The sequence below is a fragment of the Lysinimonas soli genome (assembly GCF_042655435.1).
Classification (GTDB): domain Bacteria; phylum Actinomycetota; class Actinomycetes; order Actinomycetales; family Microbacteriaceae; genus Lysinimonas; species Lysinimonas soli.
In genome coordinates, this window is the sequence record NZ_JBHSMG010000001.1 from 1368599 (window position 1) to 1387347 (window position 18749).

Below are 18749 nucleotides of genomic sequence, written 5' to 3' on the forward strand. Positions count from 1 at the left end.
CCTGAACACTATTCGCCACCGCCGTCATCGCGAACGGCTCGTCGCGCGTGCCCGGTGTTCCGGGGTGTCAGCGCGCGGAGCGGGGAAAGTATTCCGCGAGCAGGGCCCGCGCCGCGATCCCCGCATGCGCGAGCACCTGCTGGTCGCCGCTCGGATCGCGCTGGAAGGCATCCGCCGCGATCGCGTCGGTCAGCGTCACCGCCGACTCGATCGCGAGCCTCGCCTCGGGGGTGTCGTTCATCCCGAAGCGCTCGACCAGCACGACGGCCATGCGATCCGCCAGGACGCGCAGCGCAGGCACGCCCACGAACGGACGCAGATCGAGCACGTCCCCGTAGCGCAGGGCAGCGAAACCCGGCTCGTCACGGAACGCGTCGACGAGAATCCGGTACGACGCCGTCAGAGCCTCGGACCACTCGTTGTGCGAGTGGCTGGACAACTCGGCGATGGCTCGCTCGCCGGTGCGCTCGACGTTGCGCGCCGCAAGGCTCTGCAGCACGGCGATCCGGTCGGGGAAGTAGCGGTAGACCGTTCCGATCGAGGCGCCGGCGCGCTCCGCGACCATCGCGGTCGTCAGGCGCTCGTAGCCGATCTCGTCGATCACGTGGGCGGCGGCGTCGAGAAGGGCGGCGAGGCGGGCGGTGCTTCGGGCCTGGACGGGCTCGTTGCGGATGGTCGCGATGGCGTCCGTCCGAGATGCGATGACGGCGGTGTCGGTCACGGGGGTCTCCTCAGCAATTCTTTGCCCGGAAAACCGGGGTGCCATCGGGCAGGTTGTGCTGATTGTATCTCGGGATCCTCGGCACGCAGCCGAGAACACGGGGTGCCACAATGAGAAAATGTCCATGAAGGCGAGCCCCGCCGATGCCCGTCGGCATTGGCTTGCACGGCTCGAGGACGGGTGGCAGGCCTGGCGTCAGCGGAGAGGGCTGCGGCGCGGCCTGGTGCCGACCGTCATCCCGTTCGCCGGGTACGGAACCGAGGACTGGGTCCGCGTGCTCGGACGGGTGGTGCTGAGACGCCCCGGCGCCGCCCCCGTGGACCGGTTCACCAACATCCGCGGCTGGCGCAGCTTCATCAGCATTCCGCTGGGCGACATCGAGGTGGAGGTGGTCGCCGGCGGCGAGCAGCGCACGATCCGCTCGGACCGGGGCGGCGTGTTGGACGCCACGATCCAGGTCAGGATGCCGCGCGGCTGGGTCGCGATCACCTTGCGGGCCGCCGGGGATGAGGCCGAGGCCCCGGTCTTCGTCGTCGAGGACGGCGTCGGATTCGGCGTCGTCTCCGACGTCGACGACACCGTCATGGTCACGGCGCTTCCTCGTCCGCTGCTCGCCGCATGGAACACCTTCGTGCTCGACGAGCACGCGCGGCGTCCGGTCCCGGGCATGGCGGTGCTGTACACCCGGCTCCAGCAGGCGCACCCGGGCGCGCCGTTCATCTATCTGTCGACCGGCGCCTGGAACGTCGTGCCGACGCTCACCCGGTTCCTCGAACGCAATCTCTACCCGCGGGGGTCGCTGCTGCTGACCGACTGGGGCCCGACTCACGACCGCTGGTTCCGCAGCGGGTCGGCGCACAAGGCCGAGAGCCTTGAGCGTCTCGCCACCGAATTCCCCCGGATGCGCTGGCTGCTGATCGGCGACGACGGTCAGCACGACGAGCAGATCTACGGGGACTTCGCCACCGCCCACCCCGGCAACGTGGCCGCGGTCGCGATCCGACGACTCACGCCCGGCGAGGCCGTTCTCGCCGGCGGCCGCAGCGATGCCGAGACGCACGATCTCGGCCGAACGCGCTGGGTGTACGGCGACGACGGCGCGGCTCTGATGGTCAAGCTGGAGAACCTCGGCCTGCTGCCGACCGGTCCGGCGTAGCGCGAGGAGCGACGGCTAGCGTGGACACATGTCACGCTACGATGACGGCTCGGCGGGCGACGCGGACTACGGTCGCATCGGGCAGGGTTACGCCGCGATCCGCCGACCCGATCCCCGCATCGAGGATCGGGTGCTGCTCGCCCTGGGCGACGCCGAGACGGTGCTGAACGTCGGCGCGGGCGCCGGCTCGTACGAACCCCGTGATCGCAGGGTGACAGCCGTCGAACCGTCGGCGTCGATGCGGGCGGAGCGTCCCGCCGACCGCGTGCCGGCGATCGACGCGACCGCCGAAGCTCTCCCCTTTCCGGACGACAGCTTCGACGCCGCGATGGCGAGCGTCACGATCCACCAGTGGCCCGATCCCGAGCGCGGCCTGCACGAGATGCGCCGGGTCGCGCGCGACGCGGTCGTGATCCTGACCTTCGATCCGGTCGTGCCGGAACCCTGGTGGATGCCGGCCTACGTCCCGGAGCTCTTCGAGGTCGAAGCGCATCGGATGCCGGCTCTGGACCGCATCGCCGCCGCCCTGGGTGGCGCGGTCGAGATCCAGATCGTTCCGGTGCCCGCCGACTGCACCGACGGATTCGGCCAGGCCTTCTTCGCGCGGCCCGAACGCACTCTGGACCCCACCGTCCGCCGGGCGATGTCGGCCTGGAGCTTCGTCGCCGACGATGTCGTCCAGCGCTACGTGCGCGAACTCGGCGACGACCTCGCCTCGGGGGAATGGGACCGCCGATGGGGATCCTTCCGCGAGCTGTCGGAGTTCGACGTGGGCCTTCGGCTGATCATCGCCCGCCCCTGACCCTCGCCCCCTGGCCCCCGATCGGGGGGGTGATCGCGGCGCCCGTGTCCCCATTATGGTGGACTGAGCACGACTCCCCGCGTGCCCCACCCGAATGCCCCCGTTCCACCCGCGTCCCGCGGTCCCCCACCCGAAAAGGCATCCCCCATGTCTGCACCCGATTCCGGTCTGCTCGCTGCGCTGATTCTCGCCGGCGGTGTCACGGCCGTCGTGGCCATCGTGCTCATGCTGGTCGGTCAGTACCGCTCGGCACGACTGACCGCCTCGCGCAGCGCCCTGAGCGTCTCGCTGGGCATCGGGGTCATGGCCCTCGCCGGTCTGGGGATCGTCGCCCTCTCCCCCGTGTCGGCCCAGGCCGCGAGCACGCCGCCGGCGCACACCGTCGTCGACGTTCAGCTCCCGACCCTCTCGCTGGATCACTGAGCGCCCCGAGGTGACCCGGCCGCCGTCGGCGGCTCGCGCAATACTGCCGACGTGGGTGATCGCGACTTCTCCGCCGCGCGACGGCGCCTGACCGCGCTGCGCCTCAGCGCGCAGGGGATCGCGCGACCCATCGGCGACGACCCCGTCGAGGTCGTGCGCGGCATGGTCGCCATGCAGGCCCAGGACTACTCCGGTGCGCTCTGGTCGATCGGCGTGCGAACGCGCTCCTCGACTCGCACCGAGATCGAGTCGGTTCACGAGACCGGAGCGTTCGTGCGCTCCTGGCCGATCCGGGGAACCCTGCACTTCGTCGCCGCGGACGACCTGCCCTGGATGCTCTCCCTCACCGGCGAGCGGATGGTTCGCGCGTCCGAGGGTCGCCGTCGTCAGCTCGAGCTGGATGCCGGGCAGTTCGACCGGGCCGAGCGGATCGCGCGCGAACGGATGGCGAGCGGCGCGACCGTCTCCCGGCCCGAGCTGCTCGCCGCCTTCGAGGCGGGCGGGCTTTCCGTCACCGGGCAGCGCGGCGTGCACATCCTGGCGCAGCTCGCCCAGACAGCGGTCATCGTGCTCGTCGGCCAGAACGAGTGGGCTCTGCTCGAGCACCGGATTGCCTCCCCGCGTCTGCCCGACCGCGCCGACGCGCTGCGGGAGCTCGCCCTGCGCTACTTCCGCTCCCATGGACCGGCCACCATCCAGGATCTCGCCTGGTGGTCGTCGCTCACCCTCACCGAGGCGCGGGCCGGGCTGGCCGCCGCACGCGAGCAGCTCGACGAGCTCCGCGTCGGCGGGGTCGAGTACTACCTCCGCCCCGGCCTCGAACCCGCCTCGAGCACGGTACGACTGCTGCCCGGTTTCGACGAGTACCTGCTCGGCTACTCCGACCGCAGCGCGCCGCTCGCCGGGGCGCACAGCTCGGTGATCGTGCCCGGCGGCAACGGCATGTTCCTGCCGACCGTCGTCGCGAGGGGCGAGGTGGTCGGCACCTGGCGCCGCACCCGGCGAGCCGGCCGGGTCGAGATCCGACCGCAGCCCTTTGACGCCTTCGACGCCACGACCTCGGCGGGGATCGCCACGGCGGCACGCCGGTACGCGCGCTTCCTGGGTGTTCCGGTCACGATCGTGTGATCGGCGGAGCAGCTGGGCGCTGCGTCACATCGCCGGAACGTGATCCAGCCAGGTGAGGCTCGCGAACTGTTCGAGGCTCAGCCCGAACCGCTGCAGGTCAGTCGCGATGAGCCGGCGGAGCTCCGGGTGCCGAGAGCCCTCGCGGATCGCGACCTCGGTTCCCGCGGGAGTCAGCCGTGACCGCTCGAAGTGGCTCACGAGCACGTCGTCGTCCAGCGCCGCGATCGACCATCGCGCCCGATTCAGACGGAGCCGTCCCGCACCGCGCCAGACGAACCCCTCCCCGGCCCAGCGATCGGTGCCCTCGATCGTGTGCGAGGCGCCCTTGGCATCCGTGAAGCGCAGGCGATCCGTGATCGCCAGGGGCTGCTGGCTGAGCAGTTCGTACTCCCGCTCGGGGCTGCGGCGCGAGCCGTCCAGCCACATCGGGAGGTTCGTCGCGCTGAGGTGCCACGTGCCCGGGAGGGCATTCGCGATGACCTCGGCGTCGACTGGTTGCCCCATCCATCCAGGCTAACCGCCCCGGCTGTGAGCGCCGTGCAGCTCGACCGGTCACGGCGCGTTGCGCCCTACGCTGTCCCCATGCTCCGCCGCCGCGCTCTCGCGCTCGCCCGCACGACGCATCCCGGCCCGACCCTCACCGTCACGGCCGTCGCGGTGCTTCTCGGGATCGCGGTGGGGCTCGAGCCGTGGAGGGTCGCGGTGCTCGGCGCCGCACTGATCTTCGACCACATGTCGGTCGGATTCTCGAACGACGCGATCGATGCCGAGCGCGATCGCGCGGTCGGGCGCACCGACAAGCCCGTGGCGATGGGCGAGATCTCGGCCCGGACGGTGTGGTGGTTCGCGATCGGCTCCCTCGTCACGGCCTTGGCGCTCACGCTCGCGCTGGGCCTTCCCGCCACGCTCGCGCACGCGGTCGCCCTGGCCGCGGCCTGGGGGTACAACGCGGGTCTGAAGAATTCGGTCGCATCGGCGCTCACGTACGCCGTCGGCTTCGGGCTGCTGCCCGTCATCGCCACGCTCGCGCTGCCGGCGCCGGCCCTTCCCGTCTGGTGGGCGGTCGCGGCTGCGGCTCTGCTCGGCATCGCCGCCCACTTCGCGAACGTGCTGCCGGATCTCGACGACGACCGACGCACCAGCATCCGCGGTCTTCCGCATCGCCTGGGGCTGACCGCCTCGATCGTCATCGCCTGGGGGGCGCTGGTGCTGGCGGCGTCGGTCATCACGGTCGGGGCCGGCCCCACGCCGGTCGTCCTGGCCGGGCTGACCGTGTCGCTGGCCGTCGGCTCCCTCGGACTGGTACTCGCCCTTCGCCACGGCGTCGGGCGCTGGCTCTTTCTGCTCGTGCTGCTGCTGGCGCTTGTGGACGTCACGATGCTCCTGCTCGCCGGATTCCGTCTGGTGGCGTGACGGTGAACCATCTTCGCGTCGGCGACGTTGTCTGTAGTGACGAGAGGTGCAGGTCGTGAGCAAAGGCGAGGCCGCCGCCACCGAGGCCGAGGCGCTGCGCGCGCTCGCCGACGCGCACTCCGCCGCGGTGTGGCGTTACGTCGTGCACCTCACCGGCGACCGCGTGGGGGCCGATGATGTCGTGCAGGAGACGCTGGTGCGCGCCTGGCGCAGCCCCGCCATCCTGGCGCAGCCGCCCGAGACCACGAGGGCCTGGATGTTCACGGTCGCGCGCCACCTCGTGATCGACGAGGTGCGCAGCGCCCGCAAGCGCCACGAGATCACCACCGACGAGCTGCCGGAGCGCGCCGTGCGTGACCGCACGGATGCCCTCTTCGAGACGCTGCTGATCGAAGAGGCGCTCGCCGGCATCGGCATCGAGCACCGGGCCGTCATCGTGCACGCGTACTACGGGGGTCGCAGCATCGCGGAGGTCGCCCGCGAACTCGGAATCCCCGAGGGGACCGTGAAGTCGCGGCTGCACTACGGATTGCGCGCCCTGCGGCTCGCGCTGCAGGAGAAGGGAGTGACCCGATGACCGAGACTCACTCGCGGTACGCCGACTGGGACGCCGCCTATGTGCTCGGAGCACTGTCGCCCGCACAGCGTCGGGAGTTCGAGACGCACATGGAGAGCTGCGAGCGATGCCGCGCCGCGGTCGCCGAGCTCAGTGGCCTGCCCGGGCTGCTCGGCCGGCTCGACGCGGCGCGCGCCTTCGAGCTGCTCGACGACGAGACGGTTCCGGATGCCGCCCCCGCCGTTGCGATCCCGCCCCTGCCCGGCGAGTTGGTCGCCCGCATCGAGCGGCGCGAGGCGATGCGCCGATCCCGCCGGATCCGCGCGCTCGTCGGCCTCGCGGCCGCCGCCGCCATCGTGGGGGCGGTCGCGATACCGCTGACGATCGCGACAGCGCCGCATCCGAACTTCAGCACCGCTCTGTCACAGGTCGTCGAGAGCCCCCTGACGGCCGAAGTGAAGCTCACGACGGTCGGCTGGGGCACGAAGCTCGAGATGAGCTGCCACTATCGCGCGGCCGGCGGATCCCCCGAGACCCGCTGGGACTACGCCCTCTGGGTCGTGCCGAAGCACGGCACCGCCAGCCAGGTGTCGAGCTGGTCGGCCACGAGCGGGAGCACCGTCGAGCTCACGGCCGGAACGGCGGTGCCGGTCGACGAGATCGCACAGGTGCAGGTGAGGTCGGTCGACGACGGGCGCGTGCTGCTGTCGTCGACCCTGGGGTGAACCCCGGGTGCCGCTACCTCGTTCCTCCCATGTCCGCATCCGCGGGCGACATCGGAAGGACTGCGCATGAACATCCGTTCCCGTTTCGGCTCCCCCGCTCGACTGATCGTCGTGCTCTCGACGTCCTCTCTGTGCCTGCTCGGGCTCGCCGCGTGCAGCATGACCTCGGGCGGCACCGGCTACGCGCCTGCCACCACCGGAAGCGCCGCATCCGCGACACCCGCGCCCGCAGCGTCGTCTGCCGCCCTGGCGACCGCCTCGACCTCGCTCGGAACCGTCGTGGTCGACGGCAATGGGATGACCGTCTACCAGTACGGCAAGGACGCCGCGGGCGCGACGTCCAGCGCGTGCACGGGCGGCTGCGCCACCAACTGGCCCGCGGTCGAGAGCGCCTCGGCGTCGCCGACGGTCACCGGCATCACGGGAAAGGTCGGCACCATCACCGGCACGGACGGCAAGCTCCAGGTGACCCTGAACGGCCTGCCCCTGTACCGCTATGCCGGCGACTCCGCGGCGGGTGACGTGAACGGTCAGGGCATCGGACACCTCTGGTACGCCGTCGCCCCCGACGGGAACAAGATCTCGGGCTATTCCAAGTAGTTCAGGCCTGCCGTTCGGGAGAACCCGTCGGCATCGCGGATGCCTGGTCGGCGGCATCCACCTCGTGCACCGGATTGCGGATGCCGAGGAAGGAGACGATTCCGCCCAGGATGAGCAGCACGGCGACGGCGATCATCGCGCGGTGCACCCCGGCGAGGTCGAGACTGCCGCCCACGATGACGCCGAGCATCGCGATCACGATGAGACCCGCCACGCGCGACACGGCGTTGTTCACGGCCGAGGCGATGCCCGAGCGTGACGGGTCGATCGACCCGAGGATGGCCGAGGTGAGCGGCGACACCGTCGCGGTGAGACCCAGGCCGAACAGCAGGATGCCCGGCAGCACCTGCCACCAGTACACGAACGGCACCGAAATCGACAGCATGAGGAGCGAACCGATGCCCGCCGTGATCGGCCCGATCGTCATGAACAGCCGCGGACCGTACCTGCCCGACAGCACGCCGACCCGCGAGCTGAAGAGGATCATGATGACGGTCACCGGGATCGAGGCGAGCCCGGCGAGCGTCGCCGGGAGCAGGGCCCCCTGCTGCAGGTAGACGCCGAGGGCGAAGCTGCTGAGCGACAGCGCGCCGTAGATCAGCGCGGTGGCGATGTTGCCGGCCCAGAAGTTGCGCACCCGGAAGAGACCGAGCGGCATCACCGGATTCTTCGCGAGGCGTTGCCGCACCAGGAAGCCGGCGAAGGCGACGATGCCGCCCACGAGAGGGAGGTAGATCGCGGGGCTCGCCCACCCGAGGGTGCTCTGCTCGATGAGGGCGAAGACCGCGCCCCCGAGCCCGAGCGTGCACAGCACGGCGCCGAGGTAGTCGATCGAGACCCCGGGCTCGCGCTGGTCCTTCTGACCGAGCCGCGCCAACAGCACGAGGGTCACCGCGATCGGCAGGACGTTGATGAGGAACGCGAATCGCCACGAGGCGAAGTCGACGAACAGCCCCCCGACCAGCGGCCCGGCGATCATGGCGATGCCGGTCATGCCGGTCCAGGTTCCGATCGCCTTGGCCTGAGCCGGCCCGCGGAAGTTGGAGGTGATGAGCGCGAGCGAACTCGGCACGAGCAGTGCCCCCGCGATGCCCTGCACGCCGCGCGCGATGATGAGGAACTCCGCGGTGGGTGCCAGCCCGACAGCGAGCGAGGCGGCCCCGAAGGCGGCCAGGCCGACGCGCAGCACCGTGATCCGGCCGTAGACGTCGCTGACCGACCCGGCGACCAGGATCAGGGATCCGAGCGTGATCAGGTAGGCGTCGACGATCCACTGCTGCGCGGTCAGCCCTCCGCCGAGTTCGCGCATGATCGCCGGCAAGGCCACGTTGACGATCGTGCCGTCGAGGAACGAGACGAAGGTCGAGAGGATCGCGATGATGAGCACGAGACGTTGCGAACGGGTCACGAGAGCTCCAGAGTCACGATCTCACGCTAGACCCGACGGCCGTCGGCGTGCTGCCGATCAGCGCTCGACGGCACGGACGACCGCGTCGGCCAGGGCGGGGTGGCGCAGAATCCGGAAGTGACCGACGACCGGGAGCTCGATGTTCTCGGCCCCCTCGAGGGTGCAGCCGTCGGGGATGTGCGGGTCGAAGCGCGGGTAGATCGAGGTGATCCGGGCGTTCACGGTGCGCTCCGCCGCGAGCGCGGTGATGACGGGGTCCTCCGGAAGAAAGGCGCGCAGCCCCGGCGTCGGGGCGATCCTCGCCATGGACGATCCCGCGAACGGTGTCGCGATGGCCACCAGCCGGTCGATCACCCCATCGCGATCATCGAGCGCCAGAAGGTGCTTGCCGACGATGCCGCCCTTGCTGTGCGTCACAAGGGCCACGCCGTGCAGTCCGCGTTCGACCAGTTCGTCCAGCACGCGCGAGGCGGTGGCCCCGATCGGCGCGCGGTTGAGGCCGAGCCCGGGGATGACCAGCACCGGATGTCCGCGCGCGTTCACCTGCTCGGCCACCGGCCGCAGATAGTGCCAGGTCTCGTAGATGCCGGGCAGGATCACCACGGTCCGCCGATCCCCGCGCCGGAACGCGTCCGGGACCGGCCAGTGCCGCAGCGATTGCACCCGGAATCGCATGGCGTTGGGGTAGTCGCCGATCAACTGCGCGAGGCTGCGCGCCGTCGGGCGCGTCTCGCCGATCCGGAACAGCTCAGGCCGAGCGCGCATGCTGGGATTCTAGGAGTCGGCCGCGTCGGCATCCTGTGCGAGCAACTCGCGCACCCGCGGCACGACCTCGCGCCCGTACAGCTCGATCGAGGTCATGAGGTGCTCGTGCGGGATGGTTCCGCTCGAGTACTTGAGGTCGAAGCGCTGGATGCCGAGCGATCGCACGGTGTCGGCGATCTTCCGGGCCACCGTCTCGGGCGAACCGACGTGCAGCGCTCCCCCGGCGATCTCGGCGTCGAAGCTCTCGCGGGTCGCGGGCGGCCAGCCCCGCTCCTTGCCGATCCGGTTCACCATGGCCTCCTGATGCGGCCACAGGATGTCGGCCGCCTCCTGATCGCTCGCCGCGACGAACCCCGGGGAGTGCACGGCGACCGGCAGATCGGGCTGACCGAGTTGCGCGAGGGCGCGGTGGAACAGCTCGACGTACGGGGCGAACCGGGCCGGAGCCCCGCCGATGATCGCGAGCACGAGCGGCAGTCCATGGCGGGCGGCACGCACCACCGACTCGGGGCTGCCGCCCACGCCGACCCAGGCCTTCAGGCGGCCCGACTCGGTCTTCGGATAGACCTGCTGCTCGCTCAGCGGAGGCCGGATGGTGCCCGACCAGGTCACCGGACCCTCGTCGAGGAGCTTGACGAGCAGGTCGAGCTTCTCTTCGAAGAGCACCTCGTAGTCGTGCAGGTCGAAGCCGAACAGCGGGAAGGACTCGGTGAACGACCCTCGCCCGAGGATGATCTCGGCGCGGCCGTTCGACACCGCGTCGAGGGTCGCGAACTTCTCGAACACCCGCACCGGGTCGTCCGAGCTGAGCACCGTCACCGCCGTCCCCAGATGGATGCGGCTGGTGCGGCTCGCGATCGCCGCGAGCACGACCTCGGGGGCCGAGACCGCGAAGTCGTCGCGGTGGTGCTCGCCGATGCCGAAGAAGTCGACCCCGAGCGAGTCGGCCAGCACCGCCTGATCGACGACGTTGCGGATCACCTGCGCGTACGGCAGGCGGTTGCCCTGCGCATCGACGCTCACGTCGCCGAAGGTGTCGAGTCCCAGCTCCACCTGGTGGGCGTCATCCGGCTGCGACATCGTGCACTCCTTGTTGTGTATGCGTTTGTATCGGCCAGAACCGCAGCCCCGGTTCGAGTATTCCGGGGATACTGTGACGATGGCAGCGCACAGCGCGGGAATCCTGCTCTATCGGATCACGGCATCCGGCCCCGAGGTCTGGCTCGGCCACATGGGCGGTCCGTTCTGGTCGCGCAAACAGGAGCGGGCCTGGTCGATCCCGAAGGGCGAGGCCGAGCCCGGCGAGGGCGACCTCGAGGTCGCCCGGCGCGAGTTCGAAGAGGAGCTCGGCGTGCCGGCACCCGATCTCGGCTACGACGAGCTCGGCACCTACCGCTACTCGAGCGGCAAGACCGTCACGGTCTTCGTGGCCGAGGCGCCCGCCTTCGAGCTCCCGGAGCTCCGCAGCGGAACCTTCGATCTCGAGTGGCCGCCGCGTTCCGGTCGGACGCAGGCGTTTCCCGAACTCGACGAGGCCCGATGGGCGCCCCTCGACGCGGCCCGCGGGCTGCTCGTCGCCGGCCAGCTGCCGGTCCTCGATGCGCTCGAGGCCCGGCTCGCCGCCCGGCGTTGAACGGCGACGCTACTGGCCGACCGAGCGGCGCTTGTTGTAGACGTCGAAGGCGACGGCGGCCAGCAGCACGAGACCCTTGATGAGCAGCTGGTAGTCGCTGTCCACGCCGAGGATCGACATGCCATTGTTGAGCACGCCGATGATCAGGCCACCGATGATCGCGCCCGGGACCGTGCCGATGCCGCCGGTGACCGCCGCGCCGCCGATGAAGACGGCCGAGATCGCATCCAGCTCGAAGCCGTTGCCCGCGCTCGGGCTGGCCAGGTTGAGCCCCGCCGTGAACACGATGCCGGCGACCGCCGAGATGACGCCCATGTTGACGAACAGCAGGAAGGTCACCCGCTTGGTCTTGACGCCCGAGAGTTGCGCGGCGCTGAGGTTGCCGCCGATCGCGTAGATGTGCCGCCCGAACACCGAGCGCTGCATGATCGCGGTGTACCCGACCACGAGGGCGCCGAGGATGATCAGCACGATCGGCGTGCCGTTGTAGCTGGCCAGCAGCACCGTCACGATGAGCACGAGGGCGACCAGGAAGACCAGCTTCACGACGAACCACCACACAGGCTCGCTCTCGAGGTTGTACTTGCGCCGGATCATCCGCTGGCGCAGGGAGGTGGCCAGGATCGCCAGGCTGGCCAGCACGCCGAGCACGAGCGTCAGCGGCTCGTACCCGGTGGTGCCGAACGCCGGGAGGAACCCGGAGCCGATCGCGCGGAACTCCTTCGGGAAGAACGAGATCTGCTGGTTGCCGAGCGCGATCTGCGCGGCGCCGCGGAAGACCAGCATGCCCGCCAAGGTCACGATGAAGGCGGGGATGCCGAAGTACGCGATCCAGAACCCCTGCCAGGCCCCCACCGCGGCCCCGAGCACGAGGCAGAGGAACACCGCCAGCGGCCACGAGAGGTGCCACTCCGAGATCATCACCCCGGCCATCGCGCCGATGAAGGCGACGACACTGCCGACCGACAGGTCGATGTGCCCGGCGATGATGACCATGACCATGCCGACCGCGAGGATCAGGATGTAGCTGTTCTGCACGACCAGGTTCGTCACGTTGATCGGGGCCAGCGTGATCCCCGCCGTGGTGATCTGGAAGAACACCACGATCACGATCAGCGCGATGAACAGGCCGATCTGGCGCAGCTGGCTTGCCAGGTAGTTGACGGCGTTGCTGAGCGGTTTCATGCTGTGGTCTTCTCGCGTTCCTGGGTCATGAATTGCATGAGGTATTCGGCGGTTGCCTTCTCGCGGGGGACGTCCGCGGTGATGCGGCCCTCGCTGAGGGTGTAGATGCGGTCGCAGATGCCCAACAGCTCGGGCAGCTCCGACGAGATGACGATGACGCCCTTGCCCGCGTCCGCGAGCCGGTCGATGATCGTGTAGATCTCGTACTTCGCCCCGACATCGATGCCGCGGGTGGGCTCGTCGAGGATCAGCACATCGGGATCGGCGTACATCCACTTGGACAGCACGACCTTCTGCTGGTTGCCGCCCGAGAGCTTGCCCGTGAGCGCGAACACGTTCGGGGTCTTGATGTTCATGGATGCCCGGAAGTCATTGGCGACCGCGGTCTCGCGGTGGTCGTTGACGAACTTGAACCAGTTGACGAGCTTGTCGAGCGCGGCGATCGAGATGTTGCGCTGGATGTTGTCGATCAGGTTCAGGCCGTAGCGCTTGCGGTCCTCGGTCGAGTACGCGATGCCGTGGGCGATCGCCTTCGAGACGGTGTTGACCGAGATCGGCTCGCCGCGCTTGTAGACCTGCCCCGAGATCCCGACGCCGTAGCTGCGCCCGAAGATGCTCATCGCGAGCTCGGTGCGCCCCGCGCCCATGAGGCCGGCGATTCCGACGATCTCGCCCGCACGTACCGTGAGGTTGACGTCGTCGACCACCTTGCGCGAACGATCGAGCGGGTGATGAACGGTCCAGTTCTCGACGCGCAGGAGCTCTTCGCCGATGTGCGGCACGTGGTCGGGGAAGCGGCTCGCGACGTCGCGGCCCACCATGCCCTTGATGATCCTGTCCTCGCTCGCGCCCTCGCCGTGCATGTCGATCGTCTCGATCGTCTTGCCGTCGCGGATGATCGTGACCCGGTCGGCGATCGCCTTGATCTCGTTGAGCTTGTGGCTGATGATGATCGAGGTGATCCCCTGTTGCTTGAGCTGACGGATCAGGTCGAGCAGGTGGGCCGAGTCGTCGTCGTTGAGGGCCGCGGTCGGCTCGTCGAGGATCAGCACCCGCACCTCTTTCGAGAGCGCCTTGGCGATCTCGACGAGCTGCTGCTTGCCGACCCCGATGTCTTTGATCTTGGTGATCGGGTTGTCGCGCAGGCCGACCTTCTGCAGCAGCTTGCCCGCCTCGAGGTTGGTCTCGTTCCAGTCGATGAACCCGCCGCGCTGCTTCTCGTTGCCGAGGTAGATGTTCTCGGCGATCGAGAGGTACGGCGACAACGCGAGCTCCTGGTGGATGATCACGATGCCCGCGGCCTCGGAGTCGTTGATCGACTTGAACTCCACCGGTTCCCCGCGCATGAGGATCTGGCCCTCGAAGGTGCCGTGCGGATACACGCCCGAGAGCACCTTCATGAGGGTCGACTTGCCGGCTCCGTTCTCACCGCAGATGGCGTGGACCGAGCCCTCCTCGATCGAGATGGAGACGTCCTGCAGCGCCTTGACACCGGGAAAGGATTTCGAGATGTCGCGCATCTCGAGAATCGTGTTGGCCATGGGTTTTCCTTGCGTCGTTGCGAACCGGGTGGTGCGACCATCGTCGCACCACCCGGTTCGCGGGGGTCAGAGCCGATCAGCCGAGATCGGATTCCTTGTAGTAGCCGCTGTCGATCAGGACCTTCTTGTAGTTGTCCTTCGTGACCACGACGGGCTGGAACAGGTAGCTCGGCACGACCTTCACCTTGTTGTCGTAGCTCTTGGTGTCGTTGACCTGGGGGGTCTTGCCGGTGAGCAGGTCATTCGCCATCTCGGCGGCCTTGTTGGCCAGCTGACGCGTGTCCTTGTAGATCGTCGAGTACTGGGTGCCCGCGATGATCTGCTTGACACTCGCGACCTCGGCGTCCTGACCGGTGATGATCGGGAGCTGCTTGCCACCCGATCCGTAGCCGGCGCCCTCGAGAGCGCTCAGGATTCCGTCCGAGAGGCCGTCATAGGGAGACAGCACGCCCTGCACGTCGGCACCGCCCGAGTACGACTTGGCGATGAGGTCCTGCATACGGGCCTTCGCGGTCGCCGGGTCCCAGCGCTGGATGGCGACCTGGTTGAACGCGGTCTGCCCGCTCTTCACGACCAGGGTGCCGTCGGTGAAGTACGGCTTCAGGGTGTCCATCGCTCCGTTGTAGAAGAACGTCGCGTTGTTGTCGTCGGGGCTTCCGGCGAACACCTCCACGTTGAACGGGCCCTTCTTGCCGGTGGCCTTGCCGTTCGCGTCGAGCACGCCGAGACCGGTGAGCAGCGAGTTGGCCTGGTAGACGCCGACCTTGTAGTTGTCGAACGAGACGTAGTAGTCGACGTTCTTGTCACCGGTCAGCAGACGGTCGTACGAGATGACCTTGATGCCGGCCTTGGCCGCCGCGTCGAGCTGGTCGGTCAGCGAGCCGCCGTCGATCGAGGCGATGATGAGCACCTTGGCGCCCTTGGTGATCATGGTGTTGATCTGCTGCACCTGCGTGGGGATGTCGTTGTTCGCGTACTCGAGGTCGACCTTGTAGCCGTTCTTCTCGAGGTCGCTCTTGACGGCGTTGCCGTCGGCGATCCAGCGCGACGACACCTTGGTGGGCATCGCGACGCCGACCAGGGCGCCCTTGTTGTCGGTGGAGCTCGACGAGCTCGTGCCGCCACGGCCGCCGGAGCAGGCCGCGAGTGTGACGGCGACCCCGATGGCGAGCACCCCGAGGGCGATTCGCTTGAACTTCACTGTGATTCCTTTCGAGCGTTGAGGAGGTCCGGACGCCGAGTGCGCACGAATCCGACCGAGCTCGGAGCGACCATCCGAAGCGCCGAAGGAGCTGACGCGACCCGAAGCGCGTCGCGGCTGTGCGAGCTGACTCCTGTCATGTGCGACCCCTTCGTCGTCGGCTGGGTGGATCCTCCGAAATTGTGACCGGTCCCAGAACGGATCAGACGCTATGCCTCCGGGGGCGCCCTCGTCAAGTCGACGACCCGGCCGAGGCTGGAATCAGGTGTCGCGCGGAGGTGCCGTGCTGGCGCGGACGATCAGTTCCGGCACCGAGACGACGGTCGGCTCCGGCGCCTCCGTGCCTTCGATGTCGGCGATCAGCATGTCGATCGCCCTCGTGCCCAGCTGCGCGAAATCCTGTCGCACCGTCGTCAGAGGCGGCGTGAAGTGCTTCGCCTCGGGGATGTCGTCGAACCCGACGACGCTCAGATCGCCCGGCACGCTCAGTCCGAGGTCGTGGGCGGCGTGAATGATGCCCAGCGCCATCTGATCGTTCGACGCGAAGACGGCCGTGAACTCCCGGTGGCCGAGCAGCTTGAGACCGACCTCGTAGCCGAGATCGACGGTCCAGTCGCCAAGCACCGGCGCCGAGGTCGGCATGTCCCACGCCGACATCTCGGCCAGGAAGCCGCGCATGCGCTCTTCCGCCTCGTTCCAGTCCTGCGGGCCGGCCACGTGCAGGATCCGCGAGTGCCCGAGCTCGATCAGGTGGCGCGTCGCGGCTCGTGCCCCCTCCAGCTGATCGAAGGCCACCACGCGATCGTTCGGGCCATCGCGCCATTGCAGACTCATGAAGGGCACGTTGATCGCGACCCGCTTGAGGGCCTCGTGCGCTCGCTGCTGGGGCGCGATGACGATGACCCCCTCGACACCCTGGGCCACGAAGGAGTCGAGGGCGGCCGCCATGCTGGCGTCGTCCTCACGCGCCAGGGTCGCCGAGGTGATCGTGTAACCGCGCGCACGTGCGGCTTCGTCCACCGCCCCCGCGGCGCTGAAGGGACCGTACTGCGAGCGCGACGAGACCAGCAGGCCGATCGCCTTCGACCGCGAGGTGGCGAGCGCGCGGGCGGCGCTGTTGGGACGCCAGGCGAGGTCCTCGATGACCTTGCGCACATGCGCCTCGGTGGAGGGCTTGATGTACGGCTGGCTGTTGAGCACGCGCGAGACCGTCTGCCGGGACACCCCGGCCAGCCGCGCGATGTCCCGGATCGAGAGGGCGCGTTCTCCGTCGACCTCGCGCTTGTCCGTCATGCCCGCTCCGTGGTCCGCGAGCACGACGGCGTTTCCGGCGTTGCTCGTGATTGGTGATCCTATTGTGACCACGGGCGTCCGCCGGACGCGTCCCGGCAGTGTCTCAGCGCGACGGGGCGAGCGCCGCGATGAATCCGCCGACGAAGGTGTCGCCGAGGCCGATCGTGGTCGGCTTCGGCGGGTGGAGGGTGAAGGCGGCGACGGCGGCCACCTCCGGCATCCGTTCGGCGAGTTCGACCGCCATGCGCTCCCCCTCGGCGTTCCTGGGCTCGAGTCCGGTCTCGAGGTAGTCCTGGGCGGTGAAGCCGTCGCCGAGGCGGTAGCGGGTGCTGGCCATCGTGATCCCGCCGGACAGAGCCGACCGGTAGCGCCCGGCATCGGCCCCGAACGCGAGCGACCAGTACCGGGTGTGCACCACGAGCACGCGGGCGGGGATCAGCGCGTGCAGTTCGTGCAGAGCGGCCTGCACGGCATCCGCGTCGAGCAGATCGACCCGGTGCCCCAGGTGCGCCTCCCATTCGTCCTCGTTCATGCTGTACACGTCGAGCAGCTCGAGCAGGGACTCGCGCACGCGGGCGCCGAGCGCCGGCTGGTGGAAGCCGGCGTCCTCGTAGAACACCAGCGCGTCGGCGGGGAGCGACCGCATGTGCGCCCGCAACTGCCGGAGGCGCTCGTCAAGAGCGGACGCATCCTGCATCGAGTTGAACCCCGACACCAGGAATATCTTGGCGTCGCGCAGCGCGGAGCCGAGGTCGGAGCTCAGCAGCAGTTCGCGGTTGGGCGGGTCGTTCGAGTAGATCAGCCGATTCGGATGCGGCGCCCGCAGCACCTGATCGCCGACCCTGACCTCGGCACCCGCCGGGAACTGCACGATGAGATGCGGATCGAGCGAGTCGTGCTCGGCGCTGCACAGGTACCCGGTGTCCCCCGGAAGCAGACGCCGCACGGTGTCGTCGATGCTCACCAGATGCACGGTGCTCGGGATCCCCAGCGCGTGCATCGCGAGTGCGGCACGCACCGGGGTACCGCCCAGCGTGACTCTCGAGACGAAGCGCGCGGCGAACTGCTCGACGATGCCGGAGGAGGCGACATAGCGCTCTCCCCCGGCACCGGTCTCGAGAAACGCCAGCACCGAGATCGCGAGATCCCGCTCGCTGGCGATCGGTTGAGTCGTGGTGAGCTCGTCGCCGCGGATCCGGTAGCGGTCCACGAGGGACTCCAGCACGGAGGAGTCCCATTCGATCTCGTAGTCGACGGTGCCGCCGAGGCCGAGTACCAGCTCAGAGTCCACCATGCGACTCAGTAGAGCGCAGCCTTGCCGGCGGCGTCGAAGAGGTCGATCTTCTGGGCCGCGACCAGCTTCATGGCCGCGATCGCGGGCGGCTGGATCGTGTTGGGCTCCCGCAGGCTGGGATCGGCCAGTTCCTTCCGCATCGCGTCATGATAGGCGACCTTGATATCGCTCGAGATGTTGATCTTGTTGACGCCGTGCTTGACCGCCTGGGCGATCTCGGTGTCGGGGTTGTTCGATCCGCCGTGCAGCACGAGCGGGATCGACACGAGCTCCCTGATCTCCTGCAGCAGGTCGATCCGCAGCTTCGGGTCCATGTTCTTCGGGTAGAGGCCGTGACTGGTGCCGATGGCGATCGCCAGGCTGTCCACCCCCGTCTTCTGGACGAAGTCGACGGCCTCCGAGGGAACCGTGTAGATGATCTCGCCGCCTTCTTCGGCCTCCTCGTCGAGCTTGCCGATGGTGCCCAGCTCGCCCTCGACCGACAGGCCGACGGCGTGCGCCGCGTCGACGACGCGCTTGGTGATCGCGACGTTCTCGTCGAAGGGGAGCATCGATCCGTCGATCATCACCGAGGTGAATCCCGCCTGGATCGCGACGAGGATCTGCTCGTAGCTGCCGCCGTGGTCCCAGTGGATCGCGACGGGCACCGAGGAGCGGTGCGCGCGTTCCCGGATCGCCAGAATCGACTCGACCCCGAGGTGACGCACCTCATCGGGATGGATCGCCACGATGAACGGAGCGGCCTTCTCTTCGCTGACCTCGAACAGGCCCTTCATCATGGCGTAGTCGCTGACGTTGAACGCCGGAATGGCGAAGTCATTGGCGTGGGCCACGGCGAGCAGGTCTCGCCCAGAAATCAACATTGCAGGTTCTCTCCTTTGTGGTGATCGCGGTGAGGTACCGCG

The 18749-nt window shown here is 68.9% G+C and carries 20 protein-coding genes; 9 read left to right on the forward strand and 11 right to left on the reverse strand.

What is annotated here, in order from left to right; genetic code table 11:
* Window positions 1–67: 67 nt before the first annotated feature.
* Window positions 68–721: a TetR/AcrR family transcriptional regulator gene (locus ACFPJ4_RS06515; protein WP_386739554.1), complete on the reverse strand. Its 654-nt coding sequence runs from the start codon at window positions 719–721 to the stop codon at window positions 68–70.
* Between the two features lie 124 nt (window positions 722–845).
* Between ACFPJ4_RS06515 and ACFPJ4_RS06520 the strand changes: the two genes are divergently transcribed.
* The 4 genes from ACFPJ4_RS06520 (at window position 846) to ACFPJ4_RS06535 (ending at window position 4230) form a co-directional block, all read left to right on the forward strand.
* Window positions 846–1877, forward strand: a complete 1032-nt coding sequence (locus ACFPJ4_RS06520) for an App1 family protein (RefSeq protein ID WP_386739786.1) — start codon at window positions 846–848, stop codon at window positions 1875–1877.
* A gap of 28 nt (window positions 1878–1905) precedes the next feature.
* Window positions 1906–2679: a class I SAM-dependent methyltransferase gene (locus ACFPJ4_RS06525; RefSeq protein WP_386739555.1), complete on the forward strand. Its 774-nt coding sequence runs from the start codon at window positions 1906–1908 to the stop codon at window positions 2677–2679.
* Window positions 2680–2826: 147 nt separating this feature from the next.
* The gene (locus ACFPJ4_RS06530; protein ID WP_386739556.1) at window positions 2827–3102 is read left to right on the forward strand and encodes a hypothetical protein; all 276 of its coding nucleotides are present in this window, start codon (window positions 2827–2829) and stop codon (window positions 3100–3102) included.
* Between the two features lie 51 nt (window positions 3103–3153).
* Window positions 3154–4230, forward strand: a complete 1077-nt coding sequence (locus tag ACFPJ4_RS06535) for a winged helix DNA-binding domain-containing protein (protein WP_386739557.1) — start codon at window positions 3154–3156, stop codon at window positions 4228–4230.
* A 24-nt stretch (window positions 4231–4254) separates the two neighbouring features.
* Here the strand turns inward: ACFPJ4_RS06535 and ACFPJ4_RS06540 are convergent, their stop codons facing one another.
* Complete coding sequence (locus tag ACFPJ4_RS06540; RefSeq protein ID WP_386739558.1) at window positions 4255–4734, reverse strand: hypothetical protein; 480 nt, start codon at window positions 4732–4734, stop codon at window positions 4255–4257.
* Between the two features lie 78 nt (window positions 4735–4812).
* Here ACFPJ4_RS06540 and ACFPJ4_RS06545 point away from each other — a divergent pair, with 78 nt between their 5' ends.
* The 4 genes from ACFPJ4_RS06545 to ACFPJ4_RS06560 all read left to right on the forward strand — a co-directional run bounded on the left by ACFPJ4_RS06545 (window position 4813) and on the right by ACFPJ4_RS06560 (window position 7524).
* Window positions 4813–5643, forward strand: a complete 831-nt coding sequence (locus ACFPJ4_RS06545) for a UbiA family prenyltransferase (RefSeq protein WP_386739559.1) — start codon at window positions 4813–4815, stop codon at window positions 5641–5643.
* A 55-nt stretch (window positions 5644–5698) separates the two neighbouring features.
* The gene (locus tag ACFPJ4_RS06550) at window positions 5699–6220 is read left to right on the forward strand and encodes a sigma-70 family RNA polymerase sigma factor (RefSeq protein ID WP_386739560.1); all 522 of its coding nucleotides are present in this window, start codon (window positions 5699–5701) and stop codon (window positions 6218–6220) included.
* Window positions 6217–6924 carry an anti-sigma factor family protein gene (locus ACFPJ4_RS06555; protein ID WP_386739561.1) on the forward strand — a complete coding sequence of 236 codons (708 nt, stop codon included), beginning with the start codon at window positions 6217–6219 and terminating at the stop codon, window positions 6922–6924. The genes ACFPJ4_RS06550 and ACFPJ4_RS06555 overlap by 4 nt, the downstream gene beginning before the upstream one ends.
* Window positions 6925–6990: 66 nt before the next feature.
* Window positions 6991–7524, forward strand: coding sequence for a COG4315 family predicted lipoprotein (locus tag ACFPJ4_RS06560; protein ID WP_386739562.1), 534 nt, complete (start codon window positions 6991–6993; stop codon window positions 7522–7524).
* 1 nt (window position 7525) lies between these two features.
* On the opposite strand, the gene ACFPJ4_RS06565 is transcribed toward ACFPJ4_RS06560, so the two are convergent.
* From ACFPJ4_RS06565 to ACFPJ4_RS06575, 3 genes are read right to left on the reverse strand one after another with little or no spacing between them, the layout of a single operon-like run.
* The gene (locus ACFPJ4_RS06565; protein ID WP_386739563.1) at window positions 7526–8932 is read right to left on the reverse strand and encodes an MFS transporter; all 1407 of its coding nucleotides are present in this window, start codon (window positions 8930–8932) and stop codon (window positions 7526–7528) included.
* 57 nt (window positions 8933–8989) lie between these two features.
* The gene (locus ACFPJ4_RS06570) at window positions 8990–9697 is read right to left on the reverse strand and encodes an esterase/lipase family protein (protein WP_386739564.1); all 708 of its coding nucleotides are present in this window, start codon (window positions 9695–9697) and stop codon (window positions 8990–8992) included.
* A gap of 9 nt (window positions 9698–9706) precedes the next feature.
* Window positions 9707–10777, reverse strand: a complete 1071-nt coding sequence (locus ACFPJ4_RS06575; protein WP_386739565.1) for an LLM class flavin-dependent oxidoreductase — start codon at window positions 10775–10777, stop codon at window positions 9707–9709.
* Window positions 10778–10856: 79 nt separating this feature from the next.
* Between ACFPJ4_RS06575 and ACFPJ4_RS06580 the strand changes: the two genes are divergently transcribed.
* Window positions 10857–11330 (forward strand): NUDIX hydrolase, encoded by a 474-nt coding sequence (locus ACFPJ4_RS06580; RefSeq protein ID WP_386739566.1) that lies wholly within the window; start codon window positions 10857–10859, stop codon window positions 11328–11330.
* Window positions 11331–11339: 9 nt separating this feature from the next.
* Here ACFPJ4_RS06580 and mmsB read toward each other — a convergent pair whose 3' ends face one another.
* The 6 genes from mmsB to ACFPJ4_RS06610 all read right to left on the reverse strand — a co-directional run bounded on the left by mmsB (window position 11340) and on the right by ACFPJ4_RS06610 (window position 18707).
* Window positions 11340–12515, reverse strand: a complete 1176-nt coding sequence (mmsB, locus tag ACFPJ4_RS06585; protein WP_386739567.1) for a multiple monosaccharide ABC transporter permease — start codon at window positions 12513–12515, stop codon at window positions 11340–11342.
* Window positions 12512–14056, reverse strand: coding sequence for a multiple monosaccharide ABC transporter ATP-binding protein (gene mmsA, locus ACFPJ4_RS06590; protein WP_386739568.1), 1545 nt, complete (start codon window positions 14054–14056; stop codon window positions 12512–12514). Before mmsA ends, mmsB begins: the two co-directional genes overlap by 4 nt.
* 76 nt (window positions 14057–14132) lie before the next feature.
* Window positions 14133–15257: a multiple monosaccharide ABC transporter substrate-binding protein gene (gene chvE / locus ACFPJ4_RS06595; protein WP_386739569.1), complete on the reverse strand. Its 1125-nt coding sequence runs from the start codon at window positions 15255–15257 to the stop codon at window positions 14133–14135.
* A 261-nt stretch (window positions 15258–15518) separates the two neighbouring features.
* Window positions 15519–16550 (reverse strand): LacI family DNA-binding transcriptional regulator, encoded by a 1032-nt coding sequence (locus ACFPJ4_RS06600; protein ID WP_386739570.1) that lies wholly within the window; start codon window positions 16548–16550, stop codon window positions 15519–15521.
* A gap of 103 nt (window positions 16551–16653) precedes the next feature.
* A complete protein-coding gene (locus ACFPJ4_RS06605; protein ID WP_386739571.1) occupies window positions 16654–17844 on the reverse strand; it encodes an ADP-dependent glucokinase/phosphofructokinase in 1191 nt (396 codons plus the stop codon).
* 5 nt (window positions 17845–17849) lie between these two features.
* On the reverse strand, window positions 17850–18707 hold the full coding sequence (locus ACFPJ4_RS06610) for a ketose-bisphosphate aldolase (protein ID WP_386739572.1): 858 nt from the start codon (window positions 18705–18707) through the stop codon (window positions 17850–17852).
* Between the last annotated feature and the right edge of the window lie 42 nt (window positions 18708–18749).